We start from the raw sequence: 26,197 nt of genomic DNA, 5'->3' as shown, positions 1-26,197 counted from the left end.
AGATACCGGACGAAGCGGCCTCGTACGGTGACGTCATGCGCAACGACACCGGCGGCCGGGACCTGGTCCGCGGCGCGCTGCCCCGGCTCGATCCCCTCGACAAGTCCGTCGCCGGCCTGCTGGAGGCACACCCGCAGCTCGCCGAGGGCATGGCGGCGAGCCGGGTGCTGGCCGCCACGCATTTCGGGGACCGGCTGCTCGGTCTGATCAGGGACCCGTCCTTCGACCTCACCACCCTGCTCGGGCCGGGCGTTCCGGGGCAGCTGACCGGCGTGCTGGTGCAGCCGGACGGCCGGCCCGCGGCGCAGGTACAGGTGACGGTCGCCGAGCCGTTCCCCGGCGGGCCGGGACCGGGCACCTGCGTCACCGGCGTCGACGGCGCGTTCACCGTCTCGGTCCCCGCGCAGGTCCGCACCGGACCGGCGACCGGGGAGCTCACCCTCGCCGTCACCGGGGCCACCCGGACGGCGAAGGTGCCGGTGGAACTCGCCACCCTGACCGCGACCGGCGCGGCCGGCGTGCTGACGCTCCCGGACGCGGTAGACCCGCTGCCGGTGTCGGTCGTCGCACAGCTCGGGCAGATCGTCGCCCAGCTCGACCTGCCGACCCCCGGCACCACCGGTGCCGCTGACGCCGCGTCAGCGCCCAAGGTGACCCTCGGCGCCGACGTGTGCCAGCAGATCTTCCGCAGCGACCTGTCGATGGACCGCTTCCCGTACGCGGTGCTCGTGCGGCTGGTCGAGCCGCGTCCCAGTGTCGGTTCGCTCGGCCTGCGCCTGCACTTCCGCGGCCGCGAGCTGGACATCTCGGCCGCGTACCTGGAGGCGATGGCCGGCACCGACCACGCCTACACCTTCGCCGAGCGGCTGCCCGTCGACCAGCCGATCAGCGTGGACGCCTTCCGCAGCGCCGCGGCCGGGATCGACCAGTTCGGCAGCGGCTCGTTCGCGTCCACCGTGCCGATCGCCGGGTCGCTGGGGCTCGGGTACATGGTGCACCTGGCGCAGCGGTGGACGCCCAAGGGCCTGGCCCTCGGCGACCTGGTGTACTCCCTTCCGCTGGCGCCGGGCGAGCAGCAGCGCGTCGCGGTGGTGGACCGTCGGGCGACCACCGCGGTGTTCGAGTCGGAGCGGCTGGACGTCCAGGAGCAGCAGGCCTTCCGCGAGCGCGACGACTCGTCCACCCGCGCCACCTTCGCCTCCGGCATGAGCGAGAGCGCGGCGGGCGGCAGTCACTTCAGCACCGAGGCGCACTCGTCCTCGTGGGGCGTGGCGGGCGGCATCGGCTTCGCCCTCGGGCCGGTGGTGATCGGCGGCGGGGCGGCCGGCGGCGGGGGCAGCTCGTCCAGCTCCGGGGACGCGAACAACTGGATGAGCGGGGTGCGCAACTACACCTCCGACGCGGTGCAGTCCTCGCACGCGGCGGTCGAGCGGTCGGCCAGCGCCCGGCGCAGTGCGCAGCGCACCAGCATGCGGCTGGCCGCGGCCGCCGAGCGCACCGAGGTCGTCACCAAGACGGTGACCAACCACAACAAGACGCGGGCGCTGACCATGCAGTACTGGGAGGTACTGCGGATGTTCGACGTCCGGTCCACGGTGGACGGCGTCACGCTGGTGTGCTTCGTGCCGCTCGACCCGATCCGGTTCCTGCCGTCGAACGAGCCGGTCGCGCTGACCGACGCGGCGGTGGACCGGGCCGGGGTGCTGCACCGCTACGGTCGGCTGCTGTCCCACGTCGACACGCTGCGGCGGGTCGTCGACCCCCCGTACCGCAAGGGCCTGGCGCTGCTGGAGGAGTTCGCGGCCGACCCGCGGGCGACGGTGCAGTCCCCGGCCGACGCCGCGGCCGACGTGGTGACGGTGTTCGTCGACGGCACCTTCCTGCCCAACGAGGACGTCTGGGTGACGCTGCTCGCCAGCGGCGGCCGGCGGATCGGCCCGTACCCGATGCCCACCGGTGCGCCGATCGATCCGATCCCCACCCGCCAGAGCGATCCGGCGAACGCGCTGGCCTCGGAGGCGGAGCTGCTCGGGTACCTGCGGGAGCGGCGGGCCGGGCAGTCGACCGTGATCGAGCGCGGCATCGTGCTGCCCGAGTGGCTGCCCCGCACCGACGTGGTCGGGGTCGAACTGAGCCGCCAGTTCCGCCCGTTGCACTACCGCTTCCCGGGCGCGGCGACGGTGGAGGCCACCACGCTGAGCAACCTGTTCGGCGCGGCCACCGCCGCCGCGATGATCGACAAGCTCGGCGAGGGAGCGCCGTCCCGGGACGTGACGTTCACCGCGGAGCAGCTCGAACAGGAGGTCGGCGGGCCGCGCCTGCGCCGGGTCAAGGCCGCGCTGGTCGACCCGTCCGAGAGCATCGGCACCGTGGTGCTGCCCGACCGGCTCTACCTGAACGACTACCTGGGCGACCTGGTGCTGTCGACCGCTCCGGAGCCGTTCGCCGCCCGCCAACTCCCGCCGGAGCTGCGGTACTCGGCGCTGCTGGAGATCGAGCGGGTGCTCCAGCACGTGGTCCCGCGGACGGTCACCTACTCCAAGGCGGTGTGGATGTCGCTGACGGCGGAGGAGCGGGTGATGATGCTGGAGGGGTACACCGTCGGCGTGGCGGGCGGGGTCGAGGACGGCACCGAGAACATCCCGCTGCTGGCCTGCGTCGCCAACCAGTTGCTCGGCTTCTACGGCAACTGCATGGTCCTTCCGTTCATGATCCCGGCCGAGCTGGTGGCCAGGCGCAAGGCGGTCGACGGGGTGGCCTTCACCACCGCGACGGTGCAGGAGGCGCTGACGAGGTATCACACCACGGGCTTCTCCCCGCCGGTGTCCACCATCGCGCTGCCGACGCACGGCGTGCTCGGCGAGGCGGTGCTCGGCCACTGCCCGTCCGCCGAGCGGATCGACCTGACCCGCTTCTGGAACTGGCAGGACTCTCCCGCCGACAGCGCGCCGGTGATCGCCGACACCCCGGTGCCGTCGTCGTCGCTGACCGCCGGGCTGCAGGCCCCGAACACGCTGACCGGGCTGAGCCCGATCATCACCAACTTCAGCAACGCCGGGCCCACCGCGGACAGCAGCCTGGCGCAGGCGCTGATCAGGGCCGGCGCGGAGGCCAAGGGCTTCGACATCAACGCCCTGACCGGCTCGACCGCGCTGGCCGGTCTGCTCAAGGACACCCTGACCACGGCGGAGTCGGCCCGCAAGGACGCGCTCGCCGGAGCGCAGTCGATGGCCAACAAGGCGATGGACAAGGCCGCCGAGCTGGCCAAGGCCAAACTGGAGCAGGGCAAGGCGAAGCCGAAGGACGACGGGACACCCGGCGGCGGCGCGGGCACGGGCGGGGCTGCCGGCGGCAGCGGGACGGGCGGTGCGGCGGGCGGCGGCGGGGCGCCGACGGTCACCGCCGTGGTCCCCGGGCACGGCAAGCCCGGTACGGCCGTCGCCGTCACCGGCACCGGGTTCACCGGCGCCACCGCGGTGAAGGTCGGCACCGCCGGGCTGGTCGACCTGACGGTCGTCGACGCGACCCGGATCGAGGGCAAGGTCCCGGCCCTCGCCCCCGGTGCGGTCGACGTCGTCGTCACCACGCCGGCGGGCGGCAGCGCCGCGACGCCCAAGTCCCGCTTCACCGTGGACGCCTGAGAGGATCCGCATGTCCCAGCCCACCCCACCCGCCCAGCCCGCCCCCGCCCCCGCGGCACCGGCGGCCACCGCCGAGGACCGGGCGCTGGACGCGCTGGTCGACGTCATCCGGACGGCGGCGAGCCCGGCCGCGCAGGACGCCCAGCTGCTCCTGCTGCGCCGGCTCGCGCTGGAGGGCGACGTGATCCCCTCCCGCGCACCGGCGCCGCTGAACATCACCCAGACCGCCGGGCTGGTCAACCTCCTGGAGGACCTGGGCCAACGCACCGCCGCGCTCCAGGCGTTGAGCTCGGTCCTGGGCATCGCGGGCCCCGCCGCGGCGCCGCCCGCGGGCAGCCGGCTGCTCACCTTCACCGCGCTGGCCAACGATCGGCCGACCGGCGCCGCCGGGCCGACCGCACCGACGACCGTGCCGGTGCGCGCGGACCTGGTCGCGGGACTGCAGACGGTGCTGGCCGCGGTCCACCAGGTCGGCGCGGTCCTGCCGCTGTGGGCCAGCCCCGCCCTGCCGCCGCTGACCGACACGACCGACCCGCTGGAGGCCTGCGGTCGGCAGCTGCGGGTCCTGCCGACCGCGGCGCTCGCCGACCCGACCACCGACTCGATCGTGCTCGGCCGGGAGATCGGCGGTGTGGCCACCGGCTACGACCTGTTCGCCCGGCCCGACCCGGGCAACCCGGCGACCGCCGCGCTGCCCGAACGGGACATGGAGGGCGCGGTGCTGGCCCCGGGTCCGACGCCGATGACGGTCCACCTCGGCCTGGTCCGGCTGCTGCCGCTGCGCCCGCTGCTCGCCGCGGCCGGCTGGGTCGCCGCACCGGCCCCGGCCCTGCCGACCGGACCGGGCGACCTGGCGTGGAGCCGCCTGGCGAACCTCTCCGGGCTGCTGCCCGGCGTCAGTCGGCTCGGCGGCGAACTCGACCTGGTGCGGTATCCCGGCGAGGTGGACGGCACCCCGTTCGCCGCGCGGACCGACTGGGTCTGGAACGGTGCCGAGTTCGCCGCGCCGGGGGCCTGAGCGTGGACCGCGCCAAGGCGGTGGACTACGCGAAGCGCTTCTGGTTCCGGCCGACCGACGACCACCTGGTCTGGTTGAAGAGCGAGGCCGTCGACGTCCGGACCCGCAAGACCGAACTGATGGCGCGTCATGTGGTCAGGTCGGACTGGGAACCGGTGTTCCTCCGCAACGTCACCACCGACGTGAGCACCGGCACCAGCGGCCCGGCCGACGGGCTGTACTACGTCGCGCCCGCCCATGTCGGCGTGCACTTCCGCGAGTCCGACATCCCGGCGAACGAGCGGTTCCTCGCCCTGCCCTGGTTCGGCACCGCCGGGGTGCCCGGCAGCCCCGGCGGCCTCAACGACTGCACCACCTACATCTCGCACTGCCTGGTGGCGGGCGGCGTGTCCGGACTCGGCCCGGCCCAGCCCGGCGCGGTGTGGCCCACCCGCGACCCGGCCCAGCTGTACCAGCTGAAGTTCCGGCCCGCCACCGAGGTGAAGCTCATCGTCGACATGGCCGCGAGGTCGGCGACCGAGACCGTCTTCGCAGCGCTGTCCCACGTCATCAAACCCGGCGACGTGCTGACCTTCGCCGCCGGCGGCCGCCAGGAGCACGCGGGGCTGCTCGTCTCGGTGGACGCGGCGACCGGCGAGGCCAGGATGACCTGCCACTCCACCATGGACCACCCCGACCTCGGGGCCGGCGAGGGCACCTGGCAGATCCGCACCGTCGGCCCCGAGCACCCGTTCGTCAGCCTGCTGCACTTCAGCGCGGACGACCCGGCGCCGGGCCCGCTCACCGGCCTGGCAGGCTGGTGGACCGTCACCTGGCTCGGCACCGACTTCTACTACTTCCTGACCGCGGCCGGCAGCTGCTTCTGGACGGCCACCAAACCCGCCTCGTCGGCGGCGCCGTCCCGGTACGACGGTTGGGGCCACTGGTACGCCGGAAAGCGGCCGGACACGGTCGTGATCGTCTGGACCACCGGCACCGTCGACGAGTTCACCCTGGACGCGGCCGCCACCGGTTTCGTCGGCACCGAGCTCGGCGAGGACCTCATCGGTATCAAGGGCCTGTGAGCGCCGTCCCGGCGGCGCTGCCGACCGGCCGTCAGCCGAGCCTGCGGAGCTCCGCCAGCACGTCCAGCAGCGCGGCCGGGTCGGTCTCGTCCGGGCCGCCGAGGCAGAGCCGGTCGGCGAGGGCGCCGTAGCGGCGGTGCAGTTCGCGGGCGGCGTCGGCGGGCGTTCCGGTGACCGCGAAGGCGGCGAGCACGGTGTCGTCCAGCGCCTCGCCCATCTCCTGCCAGCGGCCGCGGGTGGAGAGCCGGTGCAGCTCGTCCTGGAGCTCGCCCCAGCCGTGCGTCTCCAGCACCGGGCGGTAGGCGGGGGTGGAGGCGTAGAAGGCGATCCGTTCGCGGACCGCGCGCAGGTTGGCCCGGTACTCGGCCTCGTCCCGCCCGGTGGCCACCAGCACGTTGGCGACCACCTCGAACGGGCGGGCGGTCCACGGCTGGTGCGCGGCCTCGGCCTCCGCGCGGGCCTCGCGGACGCCGGGCAGCACCCGGGTGGCGAGGTGCTCGGGCGAGCAGAACGGGTGGGCGAGGAAGCCGTCGGCGACCGCTCCGGCGGTGGCGGTCATCAGCGGTCCGACGCCGGCCAGCAGGATCGGCGGCGGCCCGTACGGCAGCGGGTCCGGCGCGAAGACCGGGGTCATCAGGGTGTGCCGGTAGAACTCGCCGCGGAACGCCAGGCGTTCGCCGGTCTGCCAACTGTGCCAGATCGCCCGGACCGCCGCGACGTACTCCCGCATCCGCGCCGCCGGCCGGTCCCACGGCATGCCGAACCGCCGGACCACGTGCGGCTTGATCTGCGTCCCGAGCCCGATCGCGGCTCGCCCGCCGGAACTCTCGTGCAGCCCCCACGCCTGGTACGCCAGCATCATCGGGGTCCGGGCCAGCGCCACCGCCACCCCGGTCGCCAGCTCGATCCCGCGGGTCCGGTCCGCCGCCCGGGCCAGCTGCAGGAACGGGTCGTGCGAGGTCTCCGCCAGGCTGATCCGGTCCGCCCCCGACTCCTCGGCCAGCCGGGCCAGTTCGGGCGAGGTGGCGGGCAGCGCGGTGGCGGCGAGATCGAGTCGCATCAGGTGGTCTTTCCTCGGGACAGCGGTAACCGCTCCGAATGCTATGCGCCGGCGCCCGCCTCGCGTCCGCGACGGCGACCACCGCGTACGGCCGGTTGAAGTACCACCATCGGGTGAGGCATGGCGGCGGCGGCTGCCCGGGGACCGCTCGAAGTGATCAGATGAGCGTCGTCACTGCGTCCTCAGCACCGGGCACAATGGTCATCACTGCAACTCGAAGAGGAGCGTCCTGGTGTTGTCCGGCCGCCGGTACCGGCTCGAACTCTCGCCCGCTCAGGCTGAGTTGTGCGCGACGTTCGGTGCCGTGTGCCGTTCGGTATGGAACACCGCGCTCGAGCAGCGACGGGAGTACCGGCGGCGCGGCGCGTGGATGAACTACGTGCCGCAGGCCGCCGAACTGGCCGATGCCAAGAACGACTTTCCCTGGCTGCAGGACGCCCCGTCGCATGTGTTGCAGCAGACCCTGAGGGACCTGGACCGGGCGTGCCGCGAGCACGGGACATTCAGGGTCCGTTGGCGGTCCAAGGCCCGGTGGTCGCCCTCGTTCAGGTTCCCCGCGGGAAATCTGATCGCGGTGGAGCGGCTCGGCCGTAAGTGGGGTCGAGCGAAGCTCCCCAAGCTCGGGTGGGTCCGCTTCCGCTGGACTCGCCCACTCGGCGGACTCGTTCGCTCGGCGACTGTCACCCGGCAGGGCGCACACTGGTACGTCTCGATCCTGGTGGAGAACGGCGAGGCGACGCCGGATTGCCATGACATGCCGGGCACGGCTGTCGGCGTGGATCGGGGTGTGCAGGTCGCGGCGGCCACCAGCGATGGCGACCTGCACGACCGCGCGTACGTCACCGGAGGCGAGACGAAGCGGCTGCGCCGGTTGCAGCAACAGCTCGCACGCTGCAAGCGCCGCAGCAACCGTCGCAAAGCCGCGCTGGCCAAGATCAACACCATTGGCGGGCACGCCCGCAGCCGCCGCGTCGACTTCTGCGCGCAGACCGCCCACAAGCTGGCCACCAACAACGCCGTCGTCGTGCTGGAAGAACTGCGTACCAGCGCCATGACCGCAAGCGCTACCGGCACGGTCGAGAAGCCGGGTCGCAACGTCCGGCAGAAGGCCGGCCTCAATCGCGCCATCCTGAACAAGGGCTGGCACATGCTCGAGCTCGCGCTCCGCAACGCGGCACGCACCACCGGGACCATGCCGACGTGAACGCCGCGAAGAACATCCTCAACGCCGCAGGGCATGCGGTGTCAGGGCGCGGAGACCTCGCCACCTGGCGGTCCGAGAAACGCCAACCATCGGCGACGCGCACGCGCACGGGGCGGTTGCCCCGCGCGCCGCACGCGCCTTCAATCCCGGTCCTTCTTCAGGGCAGGGAGGAAGCCAAAGGCAACGGGCATGGCCCGAGCGGGCCGTGTGCTGATCCGAACCCTCCGGAGGCGTCATGACCGTGCATCACCTGGACTGCGCGACGTTCTGCCCGTACGGCGGCCGGCTGCTGGTGGGCAGCGGCGGGCGGGTGGTCGGGCGGATGGTGGGGCACTGCCTGCTGGTGGAGCGAGCGGACGGGCTGGTGCTGGTGGACACCGGGTTCGGGACGGCGGACGTGGCGGATCCGCTGCGGCTGGGGCGCGGCCTGCTGCTGGCCGCCCGGCCGCAGTTGACGCTGCGTCGCACCGCGCTGCACCAGGTCCGGGCGCTGGGCTTCGACCCGCGGGACGTCCGCGACATCGTGGTCACCCACCTGGACCCGGACCACGCGGGCGGCCTCGGCGACTTCCCGGAGGCCCGGGTGCACGTGCTCGCCGCCGAACTGCGGGCGGCGCGCGACCCGGCCACCCGGCTGGAGCGATCGCGCTACCGCGCGGTGCAGTGGTCACACGGGCCGCGCTGGACGGAGTACGCGGCGGGCGGCGAGCAGTGGTTCGGCTTCGAGGCGGTGCGGCTGCTGCCCGGCGCCGGCCCCGAGGTGCTGCTGGTGCCGCTCACCGGCCACACCCACGGGCACAGCGGTGTCGCCGTCCGAGACGGCGAGCGCTGGCTGCTGCACTGCGGCGACGCGTACTTCAGCGCCGCCGACCTGGCCCCCGAACTGCTGCGCCGTCCACCGGCGTTGCGCACCTACCAGCAGCTGATGGCGGTGGACGACAAGGCCCGGCAGCGCAACCAGCAGCGGCTGCGCGAGCTGCGCCGCGACCACGGCGACCTGGTCCGCCCACTGTGCGCGCACGACGCCGAGGACTTCACCCACCTGGCGGCCGGCCGGGGCTGACGCCCAGCAGGCGCCGCAGGGCCAGCGCGTCCGGGGCCAGCGCGGTGAGCAACGCCGCGTCGGGTACCGCGAGTTGCAGCAGCGCGGCGTCGGTGTCGGCGGGCGGGGCGGGCGGCGGCGGGTGGCCGACGGTGAGGAGCTGGCCGGCGGCGCGGTGGCCCGCCAGCGCGGCGGGGCCGTTCCAGGCGGGGGCGCCGGGGCCGAGGTCGGTGAGCTGGTCGAGGATCGGGCGGCCGTCCTGATGGACGGTCAGGTGGCTGGTGAGGCGCCCGGGCGGCAGGTCGCGGGCCCAGTCGTGGTGGCGGCCGAGCACCTGTTCCTCGCACCAGGTCAGCCGGGCGCCCGCCGCGAGGGTGATCCGGGTCCGGGTGACCAGGTGGCTGCCGCCGGCGGCGACCACCGGCTCGGGCAGCCAGTGCAGTTCGCCGCCCTCGGCGACGTCGAGGCGGATCTCGTACTCGGCCGGCCCGGGCCCGGGCAGGCTGACGGTCGCCGCGGCCGAGGTCACCGTCAGCGCCGCGCCGGCCGCCACCCGGACCTGGACGGCCAGCCGGTCGCCGCCGAGCGGCCCGGCCATCGCGCCGACCAGCACCACCCGGGCCTCCCGTCCGCTGCCGCGGGTGCGGCGGACCGCGAGCGGGCCGGCGCCGGCCAGCACCGGCAGCGCCGTGCCGCCGCGCCCGTCGGGGGCGGCGGCGATCCGCACCCGCGCGGCGACCGCGGCGGCCGCGCCGGCTACCGCGAGCGCCACCGGGCCACCTGTTCGCGCACCCAGCCCACCACCGGGGCGATCCCGTCCGGCGCGGTCAGGCTGGTGAACACCGTGGGCAGCGCGTCGCGTTGGGCCTTGGCGTCGCGGGCCATCACGCCCAGGTCGGCGCCGACCAGCGGCGCCAGGTCGGTCTTGTTGACCACCAGCAGGTCCGCGGAGGTGACCCCCGGCCCGCCCTTGCGCGGGATCTTGTCGCCGCCCGACACGTCGATCACGAAGATCTGGTGGTCCACCAGGCCCCGGCTGAACGTCGCGGTCAGGTTGTCGCCGCCGGACTCGATCAGCACCAGGTCCACCGCGCCCAGGCTGCGCTCCAACTCCTCGACGGCGTCCAGGTTCGCGGCGATGTCGTCGCGGATCGCGGTGTGCGGGCAGCACCCCGTCTCCACCGCGGTGATCCGCTCCGGCGGCAGCACCGCGTTGCGCAGCAGGAACTCGGCGTCCTCGGTGGTGTAGATGTCGTTGGTGACGACGGCCAGCGAGAGCTCGCCGCGCAGCTCGCGGCAGAGCGCCGCCACCGTCGCGGTCTTCCCGGAGCCGACCGGGCCGCCGAGGCCGATCCGCAACGCCCGGGCCGGGGCGGCCTGGTAGCTGTGGCGGGCCGGTGCCTGGTGGAGGTCGACGTGGTCACCGTGCATGGGATTCACCTCTCTGACGCTGGGCTGTCGGGTTCGGGGGTGGTTCGGGGTGTCTCCGGCGACGCCCGGGGGCTCTTGTGACGTGCTCGGACCTGCTCATGACGCGAACAGCCTTCCCTTGCGCGCCGCGTGCTGCTCCGCGTAGATCTCCAGCAGCGGCGAGCCGCTCGCCGGCAGCTCGCCGCGCTCGACGGCCCGCACCGCCGCCGCCGCCAGCTCGTCGACCTGCGGCGTCAACTGCGCGAGGACGGCGGCCACTTCGTACGGGTCCAGGCCGAGCAGGCGGACGCCCGCCGCGGCCGGGCCGTTGACGCTCTCGTACGCGGCCAGCCCGGCCGCCTCCGTCGCGGTCAGGCCCGCCAGGCCGGCGACCGCGCCGAGCACCACCGGCTGGTGCGGGCCGACCGGCTGCTGCGGGTCGGCCGCCGTCAGCGCCCGCAGTTCCGGTCCCGGCCACAATGCCGCGGCGGCGCGCAGCAGTTGGCGGCCGAGCTTGCGGCTGGTGGCCCGCGCCGCGGCCGACGGCGTGCGGGCGTCGGCCTCGGCGTCCAGCTCCCGTAGCCGCTGCGCGTCGCCGTCCGCCGTCGCGGCGGCTGCGGCCAGCCCGGCCGCCGTCAGGCCCGCGGTGTGCAGCCGGCCGGTCAGGAACTGCGCCAACTCGGCGGTGTCGCGCACCCGTCCGGCCCGGACCGCCGCCTCGACGCCGCCCGAGTGGGCGTGCGCGCCGGTCGGCAGTCGCGGGTCGGCGAGCAGTAGCAGCGCGCCGAGCCGCCCCGGGGACGACCCGGTCGGCGCCGCGGTGCTCTCCTGACGCTGCATCAGAAGAGGAAGTACCGTTGGGCCATGGGGAGTTCACGCGCCGGCGCGGGCTCCACCACCTCGCCGTCGATGGTGACGGTGAAGGTGTCCGGCTCGACCCGGACGTCCGGCATCGCCGCGTTGTTGCGCATGTGCTCCTTCCGTACGCCCCGGGTGTCCCGGATCGGCGTGAACGCCTTGGCCAGGCCGAGGCGGTCCGCGAGGCCGTCGGAGATCGCCGGGGCGGAGGTGAAGTTGAACGAGTTGCGGGAGCCGGCCCGGCCCGTCGCGCCGAACATCGGGCGGGCCAGCACGGGTTGCGGGGTGGGGATGGAGGCGTTGGCGTCGCCCATCTGCGCCCAGGCGATCTGGCCGCCCTTGAGCACCAGGTCCGGTTTGACGCCGAAGAACGGCGGCGACCACAGCACCAGGTCGGCCAGCTTGCCCGGTTCCACGGAGCCGACCTCGCCGTCCAGCCCCTGGGCGACGGCCGGGTTGATGGTGTACTTCGCCACGTACCGGCGCGCCCGCAGGTTGTCCGCCCGGCCGTCGCCCGGCAGGGCGCCGCGGCGCAGCTTCATCACGTGCGCGGTCTGCCAGGTGCGGATCACGGTCTCGCCGATCCGGCCCATGGCCTGGGAGTCCGAGGAGATGATCGAGATCGCGCCGAGGTCGTGCAGGACGTCCTCGGCCGCGATGGTGCTCGGCCGGATCCGCGACTCGGCGAAGGCCAGGTCCTCGGGGACGTGCGGGCTGAGGTGGTGGCAGACCATCAGCATGTCGAGGTGCTCGTCGACGGTGTTGACGGTGTGCGGGCGGGTCGGGTTGGTGGAGCTGGGCAGCACGTTGGGCTGGGAGACCACGCTGATCAGGTCGGGGGCGTGGCCGCCGCCCGCGCCCTCGATGTGGTAGGCGTGGATGCCGCGGCCGGCGATCGCGGCCAGGGTGTCGCCGACGAACCCGGCCTCGTTCAGGGTGTCGGTGTGGATGGCGAGTTGGACGCCGGTGGCGTCGCAGACCCGCAGGCAGGCGTCGATCGCGGCGGGGGTGGCGCCCCAGTCCTCGTGGATCTTGAACCCGACGGCGCCGGCCCGCACCTGGGCGTGCATAGCCTCCGCGTTGACGGTGTTGCCCTTGCCCAGCAGGCCGATGTTGAGCGGCAGGTCGTCCATCGCGGCGAACATCCGGGCCAGGTGCCAGCCGCCGGGCGTGATGGTGGTGGCCCGGGTGCCCTCGGCCGGGCCGGTGCCGCCGCCGATCAGCGTGGTGACACCCGAGGACAGTGCCTCGTCGGCGAGTTGGGGGCAGATGAAGTGCACGTGCGCGTCGATGGCGCCCGCGGTGAGGATCCGCCCGTTGCCGGAGATCACCTCGGTCTCCGGGCCGATCACCAGGTCGGGGTGGACGCCGTCCATGGTCTCCGGGTTGCCGGCCTTGCCGAGTGCGGTGATCCGGCCGTCCCGGATGCCGACGTCCGCCTTGACCACGCCCCAGTGGTCGAGCACCACCGCGCCGGTGATCACCGTGTCGGGCGCGCCCTCGGCGCGGGCGGCGCGGCCCTGGCCCATCGACTCGCGGATCACCTTGCCGCCGCCGAACACCACCTCGTCGCCGCCGGCGCAGCGGTCCTCCTCCACCTCGATCAGCAGCGCGGTGTCCGCCAGCCTGATCCGGTCGCCGGTGGTCGGCCCGTACAGGTCGGCGTAGCGCGCCCGGTCCAGGCGCAGCGCGTGACGGTCCGTCATCGTCCCTCCCCCGCGGCCGGGTCGAGCGGTCCGGCGGTCTCGCCGCGCAGCCCGAACACCTCGCGCCGCCCGCCCAGCGGGACGGCTTCGATCTCCATCGGGATGCCCGGTTCGAACCGTACGGCGGTGCCCGCCGGGATGTTCAGCCGGTGTCCGCGGACCGCCGAACGGTCCAGCTCCAGGCCGGGGTTGGCCTCGGCGAGGTGGTAGTGCGAGCCGATCTGGATCGGCCGGTCGGCGACGTTCAGCGCCGTCAGCCGGACCACCGGCCGCCCGGCGTTCAGCCCGATCTCGCCCTCGCCGTACAGGATCTCGCCCGGGACGACGCCGCCGTGCGACTCGCCTTGCGACTCGCCGCTCATCGGATCGGCCCGTGCACGGTGACCAGCTTCGTCCCGTCCGGGAAGGTCGCCTCCACCTGGACGTCCGGGATCAACTCGGCGATGCCGTCCATCACTTCGTCGCGGCGGACGACGTCCCGCCCGGACTCCATCAGCTCGGCGACGGTCCGCCCGTCGCGGGCGCCCTCCAGGACGTGCGAGGTGATCAGCGCCACCGTCTCGGGGTGGTTGAGCCGTACCCCGCGCTCCCGCCGGGCCCGCGCCACGTCCGCGGCGACGTGGATCAACAGCCGTTCCTGCTCATGCGGCGTAAGCCTCATCGTGCACCTCGGGTGGGAAGCCGGCCGACGGCCGACGGGCAGACCAGTGGATCAACATCCTGTTGAGGCCCTGTTACGCCGGATTTTCCGGCCCGTAACGGGGACCGTCACATCCCGGCTATCGCCCCGGGGGGCCCGCACGTCCACACGCCCGCGAACCTACTACGCCGAACGGCCCCACTCCCGCGGCGACACGTGCCACCGACCGCGCGGGCGGCCGGGAGATGCCCCTCCCGGCCGCCCGCCCCGTGCTGCTGTCGGCGGACCCGTCAGCGCACCGCGTACGCGTCGGTGACGGTCTGGGTGACCTTCGCGCCGTCGGCGGACGCCAGCGTGACCTTCAGCGTCACGCTGCGGCCGGAGGCGCCCGCGTGGTCGAGGACCGCGACGTGGTCGGCGCCGACCGCGGCGTCCGTCCAGGTGCTGCCGCCGTCGTAGGAGTACGACAGCTGGGCGGCCGTCAGCGGGCCGGGGGTGTAGCCGGCGTGTCCGGTGGCGGAGAGTGCGATCCGCACCGGGCCGGCGGCGGCGGTGTTGGCGCCGTCGAGGTCGATCCGGTAGTCGGGGAAGAGCAGCGGCAGCGACTGCGAGTACTGCGCCGGGTCCCCGGTGGAGCGGAAGCCGAACTCGGTCTGCACCGCGGTGGAGCGCTGCCAGATGTCACGGTGGTAGAACCGCTCCTGCTGCAGCACCAGGGTGTAGTCGCGGGCCTCGGCCGGCACCTGCCAGACGTTGAACGGGCCGTACCAGGACCGGCCGAGCGACTCGCCGCCGCTGAGCAGCTCCACCGTCGCGCCGTCGCCGAAGTAGGCCTGGCTGCCGGTGTGGTCGGCGTTCCCGTCGCCCCACAGCGAGCGGCTGAAGTCGACGCCGATCAGGTCGGCCTGCCGTTCGCCGATCAGCAGCGCCTTCCCGTCGGCGTCCCGGCCCGCGGTGGGCCGCAGCACGCCCCGGTACCAGTCCTCGGTCCTGGCCTGGCCCGCCCGGTAGCGGCGCGGCTGGTCGGACATGAACTCGGAGAACGGCCAGCTGCTCTGCGCGTCGTGCAGCCACACCGTGTCGTCGGCGGTGTAGTAGGCGGCGCGGCCGGACGGGGTGGCGACCAGGCCCTGGCCGGTGGAGATCACCGCGTAGGGGTTCCACGGCCGCTCGACGCTCGTGTAGTCGGCCATCCGCACCGCGCTGCCGAGGGAGTGCCAGTTCTCGGTGACGGCCGCCAGGTCGCGGTCGCGGACGGTGTGGCGCTGCTTGCCGCCGATCGAACCGGTGTCGTGGAACGCCAGGTTGTAGACGTAGGGGCTGTCGGGCGTGGAGGTCCAGCGCAGGGTGACCGGACCGACGGCGAGCGCGGTCCGGAGCCGGCCGGCCTCGTCCGCGGTGACCGGCAGCACCGGGGTGTCCAGGCTGATGTCGTTCTTCCCGAACACGCCCGGCGTCCGGCGGTACGTCAGCACGCCGACCGCGCCCGCGGCGTGCGCGTTGGCGGAGACCTCGCGCTGCGAGGTGCCGTCGTCCGGGACGAGCACCAGCTTGCCGCCCACGCCCGCGGCGGCCAGGTCGGCGGGGCTGCCACTGGCTGCGGTGGTGAGGGCGGCGCTGCCGGTGGCGGGCAGGTGCGCCTCGGCGGCGTAGGCCGCGTAGTGCGGCTCCAGGGTGAGCCCGGCGCCGGTGAGGACCACCTCGGGGGCGGCCAGCCGCAGGTAGCTGCCGAACTCGAAGCCGCCGGTGCGGGCCTTGCCGGAGCCCCAGGCGGAGAGTTCGACCGGCTGGACGCCCGTCCGCACGCCGGTGGAGTCCACCCACTTGTCGCCCCACCAGCGGCTGAGTTCCAGGGTGGCGCCGCGGGTGCGCAGGTCGCGGTCGGCCCGGACGTCGATCCGCTCGGCCTTGCGGGCGTCGAGGGTGAGCACGGTGTCCTTGCTCAGGGTGAGTTCGGGCATCGCGAACGCGGTGACGGCGGTCGGCGCGGCCTCGCCGGTGGTGTCGCGGTGGTCGGGGGTGACGGCGAAGCCGCTGAGCGAGAAGGTGCCGGGGCGCAGCCGGTAGACGATCTCGCCGTTGGCGTCGGGGGCCTGGCGGCTGCCGGTGGCCTGGCCGAGGTCGACCAGGGTGATGCTGGTGCCGCTGTCGGCGGTGGCGGGCTGCCCGTCGCGGTCGACGACCTTGATCCGGACGGCGAGCGTCTCGGGCTCCACGTAGGCGTTGAACGGGGTGGAGACGGTGCTGCCGTCCTCGGCGGTGGCGAGCACCCGGCCCGTGACGTCGCCGTACTGACCACCCGTCAGGCGTGCGCTGGGGTCGAAGGTGAGCGGCACCTGGACGGTCGCCCCGGCGGGCACGGTGATCCGGTCGCTGCCGAGTTTCACGGCCTTCGCCTTGACCGCCGAGTCGTCGTCGCCGTCGGTGCGCTGCACCGCGAGCTTCAGTGTGACGGGGGCGGATCCGGTGTTGGTGTACGGGAGTTGGCGGGTCCGGGCGTCGGAGCCGCGCTGCGGCCAGGCGAAGTCGCCGAAGCCGACGGCGGGCGCGCCGAGCACGCGCTGGGTGGTGGCGGCGTCGGCGCGCAGCCGTCCGCCGCCGGTCTGCTGGACGTCGCCGGGGACGGCGGCCTGCGCGGAGGAGACCAGCGCGGCCTTCAGCTGGGCGGCGCTCCACTCGGGGTGGCGCTGCTTGACCAGCGCGGCGCTGCCCGCCACCAGCGGGGTGGCCATCGAGGTGCCGGACATCGCGGTGTAGGCGTACACGCCGCGTCCGCCCGCGGCGGCGCCGGTGACGTTGACGCCGGGCGCGGCGATCTCCGGCTTGAGGGTGTGGGCGCCGGTGACGGAGCCGTGGCTGGAGAAGTCGGCGGTCCGGTCGGCGGAGTCGACGGCGCCGACGGTGAGCACGGCGGGCGCGCAGCCGGGCGAGCTGACGGACTGGTAGCGGCCGAGGTTGCCCGCGGCGACCACGAACAGCGCCTTCGACTGCTCGGCGATGCGCTGCGCGGCGGTCGACATCGGGTCGGTGCAGTCGCTGGGTTCGGGGCTGCCGAGGGACATCGAGACCACGTCGGCGCCGGAGTCGGCGGCCCACTGCATGCCGGCGATGATCTGCGAGTCGGTGCCGGAGCCGCCGTCGTCGAGGACCTTGCCGACCAGCAGCCGGGCCTGGTCGGCGACGCCGCGCTCCTTGCCGCCGGAGGCCTTGCCGGTGCCGGCGATCTCGGAGGCGACGAAGGTGCCGTGGCCGACGGCGTCGTGGACGTCCTCGTCGGGGGTGTCGGCGGTGAAGTTGCGCCGGCCGTCGACCTGTCCGGCGAGGTCGGGGTGGTCGGCGTCGATGCCGGTGTCCAGGACGGCGACCTTGACGCCCGCGCCGCCGAGTCCGGCGGCCCAGGCGGCGGGCGCGCCGATCTGCCGGGTCTCGGCGTCGTTGGCGGCGCGCACCTTGCGGTCCAGCCAGAGCTTGCCGAGCCCGTCCCGGCCGCGGCCGGCCGCGTCGACCAGCTGGTCCCAGGTGCGCGCGGCGTCCTGCTTGGCGGGGGCGAAGGCGACGCCGTCGACGGCCTTCAACTGCTTCGTCCCGGCGGCGCGTTCACGCAGTTTCGGGCTGGCGTCGGCGGCGGAGGCGTCGCGGTAGACGGCGATCAGCGGCAGCGTCTTCGCGCTCTGGTCGTCGTAGCCCTGGCGCAGCAGCGCGGTGACGTCGAAGAGTTGGCGGTCGACGGTGCCGGCGGCGAGCGCGGCGCCCGCGCGCTGCGGGATGACGTACTGGTCGCCGTTCTGCTGCTGGGTGAAGTACAGCGGGATGTCGCCGTGTTCGTCGGGCAGCACGGTGACACTGGTGCGGCCGTCGGCGGTGGTGACGGCCTGGACCCGGTCGCCGGTGATCAGGGTGACGGTGCGGGGGGCGGTGTTCTGGCGGCCCGTCAGTCCCGTCCCGGCGGCGGGGTCGGCTGCGGGCGGGGCGGGTTGGGCCGCGAATGCCTGTCCGGTCGAGGTGAGCGTGCCGGTGGCGAGGATGCCCGCCACCGCCAGTGCCATCGCGCCGCGTATGCGCACCGGCAATGTCATGGACGCCTCCAGGAGTCGAGGTTATGGCCGGTGAGCCTGGCAGAGAACGGGTCTGACCGGTCATGATGGGCGCTGGCGGATCACCGCCCGGCGGCAAACCGCCACCCGGGGTGCGACCGGTGCGAACTGACAGTGCGTCGCCTCGCCGCCCCCGCGGCGGCGGTGCGCACGCACGGCGGTGCGCGCGCGGGGTGCCGCGGCGCGTGGTGGTTCGGCGCGTGGTGGTTCGGCGTGTGGCGGTGCGGCGCGTGGTGGTTCGGCGCGTGGTTTCTGGTGGGCGGGCACGGCGGACGACGGTCCGGTACGGCGGGTTCGGCGGGCGACGGCCTGGTACGGCGGAGGGAGCGGCGGATGCTGGCGGCGATCGGTCTGGACGAGCACGCCGAGCGGGTCTACACCCAGCTGGTGGCGCACGGCCCGGCGACCCGCGCCGAACTCGCGGCCCGCTGCGGCCCGGTGCCGGTGGGCGCCCTCGAACTCCTGCAGGCCTGCGGTCTGGTGGCGCCCGGCGCCGGGCGCCGGTTCACCGCCGCTCCCCCGGCCGTCGCCCTGGAGGCGCTACTCACCGGGCAGCGGCACGCCCTGCAGGAGGCCGAGTTGACCGCCTCGATGCTCACCGAGGCGTATCGTTCCGCCACCGCGCGGGAGGGCGACGCGTACCGCGATCTGGTCGAGGTGGTCGCCGGGCCCGCCGCGATCAGCCACCGGGTGGCCCAGTTGCAGGCGGGCGCGGAGCGCGAGCTGCTCGCGCTGGTGACCAGCCGTCAGCAGGTGGTGCCCGCCGACCAGACCGGTGCGGAGTCCGCCGCCGTCGAGCGCGGCGTCGCCTACCGGGTGGTGCTGGAGCGCCGGGCCCTCGACCAGCCGGGTGCGGCCCGGCCGTTGTTCGAGGCGATGGACCGTCAGCAGCAGATCCGGGTGGTCGAGCAGGTCCCCACCAAGCTGATCATCGCCGACCGCGCGCTGGCGCTGGTCCCGCTCACCGAGTCCGCCACCGACCCGGTCGCGCTGGTGGTCCGGGCCCCCGCCCTGGTCACGCTCTTCACCGTGCTGTTCGAACAGACCTGGGAGTGGGCCCACCCCCTCGGCCGCACCGGCCCCGCCCTCGCCGTCGGGCCCGTCCCGGCCGGCGAGCCCGACGAGACCGACCGCCGCATCCTCGCCCTGCTGCTGTCCGGTGCCACCGACGCCGCCGTCGCCAAGCAGCTCAACCTCGGCCTGCGCACCGTCCAACGCCGCATCAGCCGCCTGATGTCCCTCGCCCGCGCCGACACCCGCATCCAGCTCGGCTGGCAGGCCCACCGCCGCGGCTGGGTCAGCTGAGCCGGCCCTGGCCCTCCGTCAGACCGGTCGCTCCGCCAGCAGGTTCGCCTGCGGGAAGCGCTCGCCCGGGCCCGGTGCGCGGACCACGCGGGCGGTCTCGGTGAACCCCGCGGCGCGCAGCAGCCCCGCCAGGGTGTCCACGGGCCAGCGGTAGGCGGTGGTGACCTTGTGGTCGAACGGGACCGGGTGGTCGGTGTCGCCGAGCTCCGGGTCGGCGGCGAAGAACCCGGTCAGCAAGCGCCCGCCGGGGGCCAGCACCCGTCCGAACTCGGCCAGTGCGCCCGGGAGTTCCTCCGGCGGCAGGTGGATCAGCGAGTACCGGGCGAGGATCGCGCCGAGCGAGCCGTCCGCCAACGGCAGCGCGGCCATCGACGCCTGCACCCACCCCGTCGCCGGGCACCGTCCCCGCGCCTGCGCGAGCATCCCCGCCGACAGGTCCAGCCCGAACGCCCGTGCCCCGAGGCCCGCCAGGACCTCGACCGCCTCCCCCGGCCCGCACCCCAGATCGCCCACCGGAAGCCCCCGCTCCCGCACAGCCGGCCCCGCCACCAGCGCCTCGATCAGCGCCAACTCGGCCGCCTTCCCGCCCAGTTCGCCACGGAACAGCTCCGCGTACAGCTCCGCCACCCCGTCGTACGCCTGCCCGACCCCGCTCATCCCGCGCCGCCTCCCGCTCCCGTACCGGGCGGCCGAGCCTACCCGCGTGCCGGGTGTCCGGAGCGCCGGGCCCAGAACCGGACGTGCGCGCTGTCACCCTCGGGCACGACCTCCTCGTGGAGCACGTCGAGCCCGGCCGCCACGAGCCATCCGCGGTAGGTCTCGGCGTCGGCGTGGCTCCACCACATCGCCGCTCCACCGCCGAGCCAGTTCTCATCGGTCCCGGTCCAGGCCCGGTGCCCGGTGGTGCACAGGAACCAGCCTCCCGGCCGCAGCCAGGAAGCGATCCGCTCCAGCAGGACCGGCTGCTCCGCCAGCGGAACGTGGATCAGGGCGTACAGGCAGACCACGGCGTCGAAGCGCTCCCGGGGGAACTCCAGGGTCATGGCGTCGGCCCGGACGAACTCGGCGGCCGGCACGAGTTCCCGGGCCCGGCGGATCTGGACCTCGCTGATGTCGACGCCCGTCACGCGGTGGCCCGCCGCGGCCAGGGACCGGGCCACGGGAACTCCGGTGCCGCAGCCGACGTCCAGCACGGCGCCCGCGGCAGGGAGCCGGCCGAGCAACTCCTCGATCCACGGCCCGTACTTCGTCTCGCCGCCGAACGCGCGCTCGTAGTGCTCCGAGAGCACGTCGTACCCGCGCCGGACCGTCTGCTTCGGATCTTCGTGCTCCACGCGCGCAGGCTACGGCGCGGGTGTGCGGACCGCGACCGGTTTTCGCCCCGCTCCCGGGGGGATCGCCTTCCCCGCATCGCGTCAACGGCCGAGTGCGCAGCGGCCGTTGACGCGGAGGGGGTACAGACCGTCAGGAGGTGGTGAACCAGCCGGTCAGGTCGGTGATCAGCTGGGTCTGGCCGGAGTGGTTGTAGACGTCGAAGGCGCCGTTGCCGAGGCCGGTGGTCACGGAGTTGGCGACCGTGGCGTGGGGGGTGAGGTTGAGGTTGGAGGTGCTGGGCCGGGCCGCACCGTCGGGGTAGACGATAAGGTGGCCGTAGTCGGTGGTCTCGGTGGCGGTCACGTTGAGGGTGGCGCCGAGGGCGCCCGCGGGGGCGCCGGCCGGGGTGGTGGCCTGGATGCGGCGGACGCTGAACGGGGACAGCGGGCTGGTCTGGCGGGTGTCGGACAGCCGGGTCGGGGTCTTGAGCGCGCTGAACAGCCCCTGCCCGCTGGGTCCGTAGTAGCCGACCAGGTCCACGACCGCGTCCGCGCTGCCGGCGTTGTTGTAGATGTCCACCTTGCCGTCGGCGCCGACCGGGACCACCACCTGGTTGGGGACGGTCTGGCCGGGGCCGACGTTCACGCTGGAGCTGCCCCGGTAGGAGCCGGTCGGGTAGGCGGACAGGAAGGTGTCGGTGGTGGCGTTGGTGGCGGTGACCGTCAGGACCACCGCGGTGGCGTCGGCGGTGCCGAGTTCGGGCTTCGCGACCTGCAGGGTGCGGACCCCGCCGGTGCCGAGGGTCCCGGCGTCGAGCCGGGTGTCGGCCAGCCGCACGGGCGTCAGCGGCCCGTACTTGTTCGCCTCGCCGACCCGGTAGTAGCCGACCACGTCGAGGACGACGTCGACGCTGCCGGCGTGGTTGTAGACGTTGACCGACGGCATGGTGCTGCCGGGCGTGACGGCGACCGTGACCAGGTTCGCGACCGTCTGACCCGCCGTGAAGTTGATGCTGGACGTCGCCGGGACGGTCCCCGCGTCACCCGCCGCCGCGCTGAGCGTCAGGTAGCTGTCGGCCGTCCCGCCGGTGACGGTCACGTTGACCACCACCGCGGTCGCGTCGGCCGGCAGCACCGGCAGCACGGTCGGCGGCATGTGGCTGGTGCGCTCGCCGAGGTCCGCCTTGAAGTTCTGCCCCGCGGTGAGCTTCCCCTGCGCCATGTCCGGGTTCCAGTACTGGTTGCGGGTGTCCAGCACCCGCCTCGACGCCAAGCCGACGAAACCGGCCGGGGCGGTGGTCGCACCGACCGCGACGGGCGCGGCGGGCAATGCGGGCGAGGCGGATGCGGCCGGTGCGGTTGGTGCGGCGACGGCGGTGCCGCAGGACAGGACGGGAACCGCGACGGCGAGCGCGGTGGCCGTGGCCAACGCGATGACGTGACGGGCAGGCATGGTTGATTCCCCCTCAGAAGGACTTGCCGACGCCCTCGGCCGAGCGGCCACGAGGACGTTCCGCCGGGTACGACCCACCGGCGCACCGAATGGTTGCACAGATGCCTGACTGATTGTCAGACGGGTCGGTCGAGGCCCTCACGACGCGGCAGTTCGGCCAGCAGATCGCCACTGTCCGGGTCGTACAGCTCGACCGTGCACCGGTGCCCGAGCCGCCCGAACGTCTCGACCAGCGCCGTGATCCCGCTGATCGCGATCTCGCCCGTGAAGACCACCGGATCCAGCGGAAGCACCGACAGCAGGGCATACGTGTGCTCGGCCTCGAACTCGGTCCACGACTGCTTCCGCACCCGCCACCCCGCCGCGAACAGAATCTCCGCCACCTGCTCCGCGTTCGCCGCCGTCGGCACCGACCCGGCGATCTCGACGGTCAGCGCCCGCTCGTCGAACGAAGGCCCGGGGGTCCAACCGGAGGAGAACGTCACGAACCCGCAGCCTAGAGCCTTCCCCCGCCCTTCCGGCACGCGGTGGCCCGGGGTGTCGGGGGTGTCGGGGGTGTCGGGAAAAGCATTTGCCGCGCGGCGGGGAGGGCGGTCTACACTCCGGCTCGTGGCCGTCGTTGCGATTACTCGCCGATTTACCGGCCCCCCGGCTCCCGATGGGTGCCGCAGGGGTCGAGTTTCGCCACGCCGCCAGGACGGCTGAGGCTGCGCCGATCCCGGGCGGCGGGTTGTGCCCAGGGGCCGGGGGGACGTTCGTTCGTCACCCCTGCGAAGGCCCGGAGGCCCGCCTTGTCCACGTACCAGCCCGCCCACCTGTCCGCCGAGCAGCTCGCCCGCGATCTCGCGGTCCGCGACCTCACCGACCCGGCCGCGGGGCCGCACGCACTGCAGCTCGTCCTCGATCGCGCCGTCGCCGCCCTCACCCGGCACTGGGACTGCGCCCACCGCCTGCACCGCGGCGAGCGCGTCGTCACCGTGCAGGACAACTACGACCTCCTCGGCTACCGCGCCTCGGACGTCACCCGGGACGCCCGCTACACCCGCTACGTCGACGACCACCGGATGCTGCGCAGCCACTCCAGCGCGCTCGTCCCCGGCGCGCTGCGCACCCTCGCCGCCGAACGCACCGCCCCCGACCACCTGTTGCTCGCCTGCCCGGGCCTGGTCTACCGGCGCGACAGCATCGACCGCCTGCACACCGGCACCCCGCACCAGCTCGACCTCTGGTACCTGACCCGCCGCCCCGAACCGGCCTCGTCCGCCGATCTGGACGGCATGATCCGGGTCCTGGTCGAGGCGCTGCTGCCCGGCGCCGAGTACCGCACCGAGGAGCGCGTCCACCCGTACACCCTGGCGGGCCGTCAGATCGACGTGCTCGCGCCCGACGGCACCTGGGTGGAGATCGCCGAGTGCGGCCTCGCCCACCCGGAGGTCCTCTCCCGGGCCGGCCTCGGGGCCGAGTGGAGCGGCCTCGCGCTCGGGATGGGACTCGACCGGATGCTGATGCTGCTCAAGGGGATCCCGGACATCCGCCTGCTGCGCGCCGACGCCCCGGCGGTCACCGCCCAACTCGCCGACCTCGCCGCGTACCGGCCGGTCTCCCCGATGCCCGCGATCCGCCGCGACCTGTCCATCGCCGTCGACCCGTCCGACGCCGCGGAGGACCTGGGCGACCGCGTCCGCGAGGCCCTCGGCCCCGACGCCGACTACGTCGAGACCGTCGAGATCCTCACCGCCACCCCCGGCCACGACCTCCCCCCACAGGCCCTCACCCGCCTCGGCGCCCACCCCGCCCAGCAGAACCTGCTCCTCAAGATCGTCCTCCGCCACCCCGACCACACCCTCACCGACCACCAGGCCAACCTCCTCCGCGACCGCCTCTACGCCGCCCTCCACCAGGGCACCACCCACCACTGGGCAGCCCGCCGGGACTGACCTGTCGGCGCCGCCCGCTAGCGTCCTCGCCCATGACCGCCCCTCAGCTGCGCACCTCACTGGCCGACCCGGACCCGACCGTGCGCCGGTCCGCCCTGGTCGACCTCCGCCACAGCGAGGCGAGCGGCCCGGACCTCGCACGGCAGGTGCTGCCGCTGCTGGGGGACCCGGACCCGGCGGTGCGCCAGTCGGCCGTGTGGACGTTCGCCGACTGGGGCGCACCGGTGGTGACGCTGCTTCAGGCCGTTCGGCGCGACGGCCCCGGTGCCGTGCGGGCGGGTGCGCTGGAGGCCCTGGCGGAGATCGGCGGGGAGGCGGTGCTGAGCCCTCGTGACGTGGCGGCCGTCGAACGTCTGGCGCGCGTCAGACTGTCCGACGACCGTCCCGTGGCGCTGAACTGCTGTTACCTCTCGTGGCTCGCCGTCCGAACCGGCGACCAGGCCGGGCTGATGGACCTGCTGGACCTGTCGGCACCACGACCGGTACCGTTCGCCGCCGGTGTGTTCGCGGCGGACTGCGACAGCCACGGCGGCCTCGACGAGGCTCCGCTGGACCAGTTCCGCCGTGTCTTCGTCACCCCAGAACTCGCGGGTTGGACGCTGGTGGTCGGCGCCTGGTCCGACCCGGTGGACTCGGATCGCGCCGACGAGGTCCTCGACGTGTGCGCCCGCCTGAGTGTCCGCTACGGGCACGCCCAGGCATACTGGCACAGCTACCAGAACGACGGATCAGCGGTGCTGGTCGCCGAACGCGGCACGGTCCTGCGCCGGTTCGCCTACGTGCCCGGCGAGGACACGGAGGACCTGGAGCTGGGCGGCCCCCTCCCGTACGAGCACCGTCGCCGCGCCGAACTCGGGCTCCCCGCGCTGACGCCGGGTCGGGTCGACACCGAGGAGGAGCACGACTTGTGGACCGACGAGCTGATCGACCTCGCGCCCAACCTGGCGGCCGAACTCAGCCTGAACCCCCGCAGGGTGAACGCCGGTACGCCCTCGCGGGGTACCGGCGTCCTCGCTCTGACGGCGTACGGCCGGACCCTGGGCAGCCCGGTCGGCGCGCTCCGGCTCTGATCAGTCGGCCGACCTGCGACCGGACGGGGCCGGGTCGTTATCCCCGACCGAAGACTGGGCACGTAGCCACTGACCGGTATCCGTCACGACGCGAGTGGGGATGACGAACGTGGCACCGCAGAAGTCGCCCTCGGGGAAGCCCACGGGGATGGGTGGGGCGCCGCCGCCTCCGCCCGGGCCGGCCAATCCTCCGCCGCCGCACAGTCGGTGACGGAGGGTCAGGCACGGTGGTGCCGGGCGACCCGGGTCTGGAGGGCGGGCTTGGCGGTGGGCCAGTCGGTGTCGGTGAGGGCGAAGATCGCGGAGTCGCGCAGGCGGCCCTCCTCCCCCGGCATCCAGGAGACCGACCAGTTGCGCAGGACGCCCTCGAAGCGGCAGCCGGTGGCGGCGATCGCGGCCCGCGAGCGGGCGTTGCGCGCGTCGGTCTTCAGGTCGACCCGGTTGACGCCCCACTGCTCGAAGGCGTGCGAGAAGAGGAGCAGCTTGGCTTCGGCGTTGATGCCGGTGCCCTGGGCGGAGGCCGCCAGCCAGGTGAAGCCGATCTCGATCGCGAACAGGCGGCCGTTGTCGGGGAGGCGGCGCGGGTCCCAGAACGCGGTGGCGCCGACCACCTCGCCGCTGGCGGTCGAGACCTGCGCGTAGGGCGCGAGCCGGCCGGCCGCGGCGCGCTCCTGCTGGGTGGCGATGTACCGGTCGGCGGCGTCGGCGCGCGGGACCCAGGTGTAGCCGTAGCTGTCCCGGTTCTCCTCCGCGGCGCGCGCCAGCCCGGCGGCGTGGCGCTGCTCCAGCGGCTCCAGTCGCACCAACCGCCCTTCCAGCAACGGCCCTTCCAGCAGCGGCCCGTCGGGCAGCGGTACCGATTCGACGTCACCCGCTCGCTCAGTCATCAGCCGCGTCCACGGGTCGCCGGAGTTCGACGTACGCGACGGTGTCGCCGGGCAGCACGTACCGGTCGGTCTCGGTGAAGCCGCGGCGCAGCGCGAACTCCAGCCCGTCCTTGTTGCTGGCGAGCACCACCGTGGCCACCGTCTCGGCGCCGAGCTCGCGGGCCCTGGCCAGTCCGCGGTCCCAGAGCCGGGTGCCGTAGCCCTGGCGGCGGTGTCCGGGCAGGATCCGCGCGATGACCGTGACCGTTCCCGGATCGTCCGCCTCCGCGGACCGCACGGTGGAGCAGCCCGCCGCCAGCTCCCCGAGGTACGCGACCTCCAGGTGGTGGCGTCCGGACCGCTCGCGCACGTCGTCGAGCGAGAGCGGATCGGTCGGGATGATCACGTTGTGGACGTACTGCCAGTCGGCGAGCATCCCGTCGCCGACCGGCCGTTCGAAGCGCAGCTCAGTCACCCGAGCAGCGAACCGTCACTCGTGACGCTCGGTCAACACAT

Annotated in this window: 22 protein-coding genes; 8 read left to right on the top strand and 14 right to left on the bottom strand. The window is 74.1% G+C overall.

Annotated features, from left to right (window positions below):
• Positions 1–35 precede the first annotated feature (35 nt).
• The 3 genes from ACWD4U_RS10855 to ACWD4U_RS10845 are packed head-to-tail and all read left to right on the top strand — an operon-like array spanning position 36 to position 5,723.
• A complete protein-coding gene (locus ACWD4U_RS10855; protein WP_363459136.1) occupies positions 36–3,641 on the top strand; it encodes an IPT/TIG domain-containing protein in 3,606 nt (1,201 codons plus the stop codon).
• A 10-nt stretch (positions 3,642–3,651) separates the two neighbouring features.
• Positions 3,652–4,659 carry a hypothetical protein gene (locus ACWD4U_RS10850; RefSeq protein WP_363459134.1) on the top strand — a complete coding sequence of 336 codons (1,008 nt, stop codon included), beginning with the start codon at positions 3,652–3,654 and terminating at the stop codon, positions 4,657–4,659.
• A gap of 2 nt (positions 4,660–4,661) precedes the next feature.
• A complete protein-coding gene (locus ACWD4U_RS10845) occupies positions 4,662–5,723 on the top strand; it encodes an amidase domain-containing protein (protein ID WP_363459132.1) in 1,062 nt (353 codons plus the stop codon).
• A 31-nt stretch (positions 5,724–5,754) separates the two neighbouring features.
• On the opposite strand, the gene ACWD4U_RS10840 is transcribed toward ACWD4U_RS10845, so the two are convergent.
• Entirely contained in the window at positions 5,755–6,783 is a 1,029-nt protein-coding gene (locus ACWD4U_RS10840; RefSeq protein ID WP_363459131.1) for a TIGR03617 family F420-dependent LLM class oxidoreductase, read from the bottom strand.
• A gap of 232 nt (positions 6,784–7,015) precedes the next feature.
• On the opposite strand from ACWD4U_RS10840, the gene ACWD4U_RS10835 reads away from it, so the two are divergent.
• Positions 7,016–7,987, top strand: a complete 972-nt coding sequence (locus ACWD4U_RS10835; RefSeq protein ID WP_363459129.1) for an RNA-guided endonuclease InsQ/TnpB family protein — start codon at positions 7,016–7,018, stop codon at positions 7,985–7,987.
• A gap of 235 nt (positions 7,988–8,222) precedes the next feature.
• Positions 8,223–9,050: an MBL fold metallo-hydrolase gene (locus ACWD4U_RS10830; protein WP_363459127.1), complete on the top strand. Its 828-nt coding sequence runs from the start codon at positions 8,223–8,225 to the stop codon at positions 9,048–9,050.
• Here ACWD4U_RS10830 and ACWD4U_RS10825 read toward each other — a convergent pair.
• From ACWD4U_RS10825 to ACWD4U_RS10795, 7 genes are all read right to left on the bottom strand, one after another.
• A complete protein-coding gene (locus ACWD4U_RS10825; RefSeq protein WP_363459125.1) occupies positions 9,022–9,801 on the bottom strand; it encodes an urease accessory protein UreD in 780 nt (259 codons plus the stop codon). The genes ACWD4U_RS10830 and ACWD4U_RS10825 overlap by 29 nt on opposite strands.
• Positions 9,786–10,460, bottom strand: a complete 675-nt coding sequence (gene ureG, locus ACWD4U_RS10820) for an urease accessory protein UreG (protein ID WP_363459123.1) — start codon at positions 10,458–10,460, stop codon at positions 9,786–9,788. Before ureG ends, ACWD4U_RS10825 begins: the two co-directional genes overlap by 16 nt.
• 96 nt (positions 10,461–10,556) lie before the next feature.
• Entirely contained in the window at positions 10,557–11,279 is a 723-nt protein-coding gene (locus ACWD4U_RS10815; protein WP_363459121.1) for an urease accessory protein UreF, read from the bottom strand.
• Positions 11,279–13,003: an urease subunit alpha gene (locus ACWD4U_RS10810; protein WP_363459119.1), complete on the bottom strand. Its 1,725-nt coding sequence runs from the start codon at positions 13,001–13,003 to the stop codon at positions 11,279–11,281. The genes ACWD4U_RS10815 and ACWD4U_RS10810 overlap by 1 nt, the downstream gene beginning before the upstream one ends.
• Positions 13,000–13,365 carry an urease subunit beta gene (locus tag ACWD4U_RS10805; protein ID WP_363459117.1) on the bottom strand — a complete coding sequence of 122 codons (366 nt, stop codon included), beginning with the start codon at positions 13,363–13,365 and terminating at the stop codon, positions 13,000–13,002. The genes ACWD4U_RS10810 and ACWD4U_RS10805 overlap by 4 nt, the downstream gene beginning before the upstream one ends.
• Positions 13,362–13,664, bottom strand: coding sequence for an urease subunit gamma (locus ACWD4U_RS10800; protein ID WP_363459115.1), 303 nt, complete (start codon positions 13,662–13,664; stop codon positions 13,362–13,364). Before ACWD4U_RS10800 ends, ACWD4U_RS10805 begins: the two co-directional genes overlap by 4 nt.
• A 269-nt stretch (positions 13,665–13,933) precedes the next feature.
• Positions 13,934–17,719 (bottom strand): S8 family serine peptidase, encoded by a 3,786-nt coding sequence (locus tag ACWD4U_RS10795; RefSeq protein ID WP_363459113.1) that lies wholly within the window; start codon positions 17,717–17,719, stop codon positions 13,934–13,936.
• A gap of 351 nt (positions 17,720–18,070) precedes the next feature.
• Here ACWD4U_RS10795 and ACWD4U_RS10790 point away from each other — a divergent pair, with 351 nt between their 5' ends.
• Entirely contained in the window at positions 18,071–19,042 is a 972-nt protein-coding gene (locus tag ACWD4U_RS10790) for a winged helix-turn-helix transcriptional regulator (RefSeq protein ID WP_363459111.1), read from the top strand.
• Between the two features lie 18 nt (positions 19,043–19,060).
• Here ACWD4U_RS10790 and ACWD4U_RS10785 read toward each other — a convergent pair whose 3' ends face one another.
• The 4 genes from ACWD4U_RS10785 to ACWD4U_RS10770 form a co-directional block, all read right to left on the bottom strand.
• Positions 19,061–19,699, bottom strand: a complete 639-nt coding sequence (locus ACWD4U_RS10785) for a class I SAM-dependent methyltransferase (protein WP_363459109.1) — start codon at positions 19,697–19,699, stop codon at positions 19,061–19,063.
• 38 nt (positions 19,700–19,737) lie between these two features.
• Positions 19,738–20,376 (bottom strand): class I SAM-dependent methyltransferase, encoded by a 639-nt coding sequence (locus tag ACWD4U_RS10780; protein WP_363459107.1) that lies wholly within the window; start codon positions 20,374–20,376, stop codon positions 19,738–19,740.
• A gap of 130 nt (positions 20,377–20,506) precedes the next feature.
• Entirely contained in the window at positions 20,507–21,808 is a 1,302-nt protein-coding gene (locus ACWD4U_RS10775; RefSeq protein WP_363459105.1) for a hypothetical protein, read from the bottom strand.
• A gap of 116 nt (positions 21,809–21,924) precedes the next feature.
• Entirely contained in the window at positions 21,925–22,293 is a 369-nt protein-coding gene (locus ACWD4U_RS10770; protein ID WP_363459103.1) for a hypothetical protein, read from the bottom strand.
• A 306-nt stretch (positions 22,294–22,599) separates the two neighbouring features.
• Here ACWD4U_RS10770 and srmL point away from each other — a divergent pair, with 306 nt between their 5' ends.
• Positions 22,600–23,745 carry a PheS-related mystery ligase SrmL gene (srmL, locus tag ACWD4U_RS10765; RefSeq protein ID WP_363459101.1) on the top strand — a complete coding sequence of 382 codons (1,146 nt, stop codon included), beginning with the start codon at positions 22,600–22,602 and terminating at the stop codon, positions 23,743–23,745.
• A gap of 32 nt (positions 23,746–23,777) precedes the next feature.
• The gene (locus ACWD4U_RS10760) at positions 23,778–24,815 is read left to right on the top strand and encodes a HEAT repeat domain-containing protein (protein WP_363459099.1); all 1,038 of its coding nucleotides are present in this window, start codon (positions 23,778–23,780) and stop codon (positions 24,813–24,815) included.
• Between the two features lie 218 nt (positions 24,816–25,033).
• On the opposite strand, the gene ACWD4U_RS10755 is transcribed toward ACWD4U_RS10760, so the two are convergent.
• On the bottom strand, positions 25,034–25,702 hold the full coding sequence (locus ACWD4U_RS10755; protein ID WP_363459097.1) for a GNAT family N-acetyltransferase: 669 nt from the start codon (positions 25,700–25,702) through the stop codon (positions 25,034–25,036).
• Positions 25,695–26,156 carry a GNAT family N-acetyltransferase gene (locus tag ACWD4U_RS10750; protein ID WP_363459095.1) on the bottom strand — a complete coding sequence of 154 codons (462 nt, stop codon included), beginning with the start codon at positions 26,154–26,156 and terminating at the stop codon, positions 25,695–25,697. Before ACWD4U_RS10750 ends, ACWD4U_RS10755 begins: the two co-directional genes overlap by 8 nt.
• Between the last annotated feature and the right edge of the window lie 41 nt (positions 26,157–26,197).

This window comes from Kitasatospora sp. NPDC002522 (assembly GCF_053595195.1).
The sequence above is the reverse complement of the archived record's forward strand: the minus strand, read 5'-3'. Positions and strand labels throughout refer to the sequence as shown.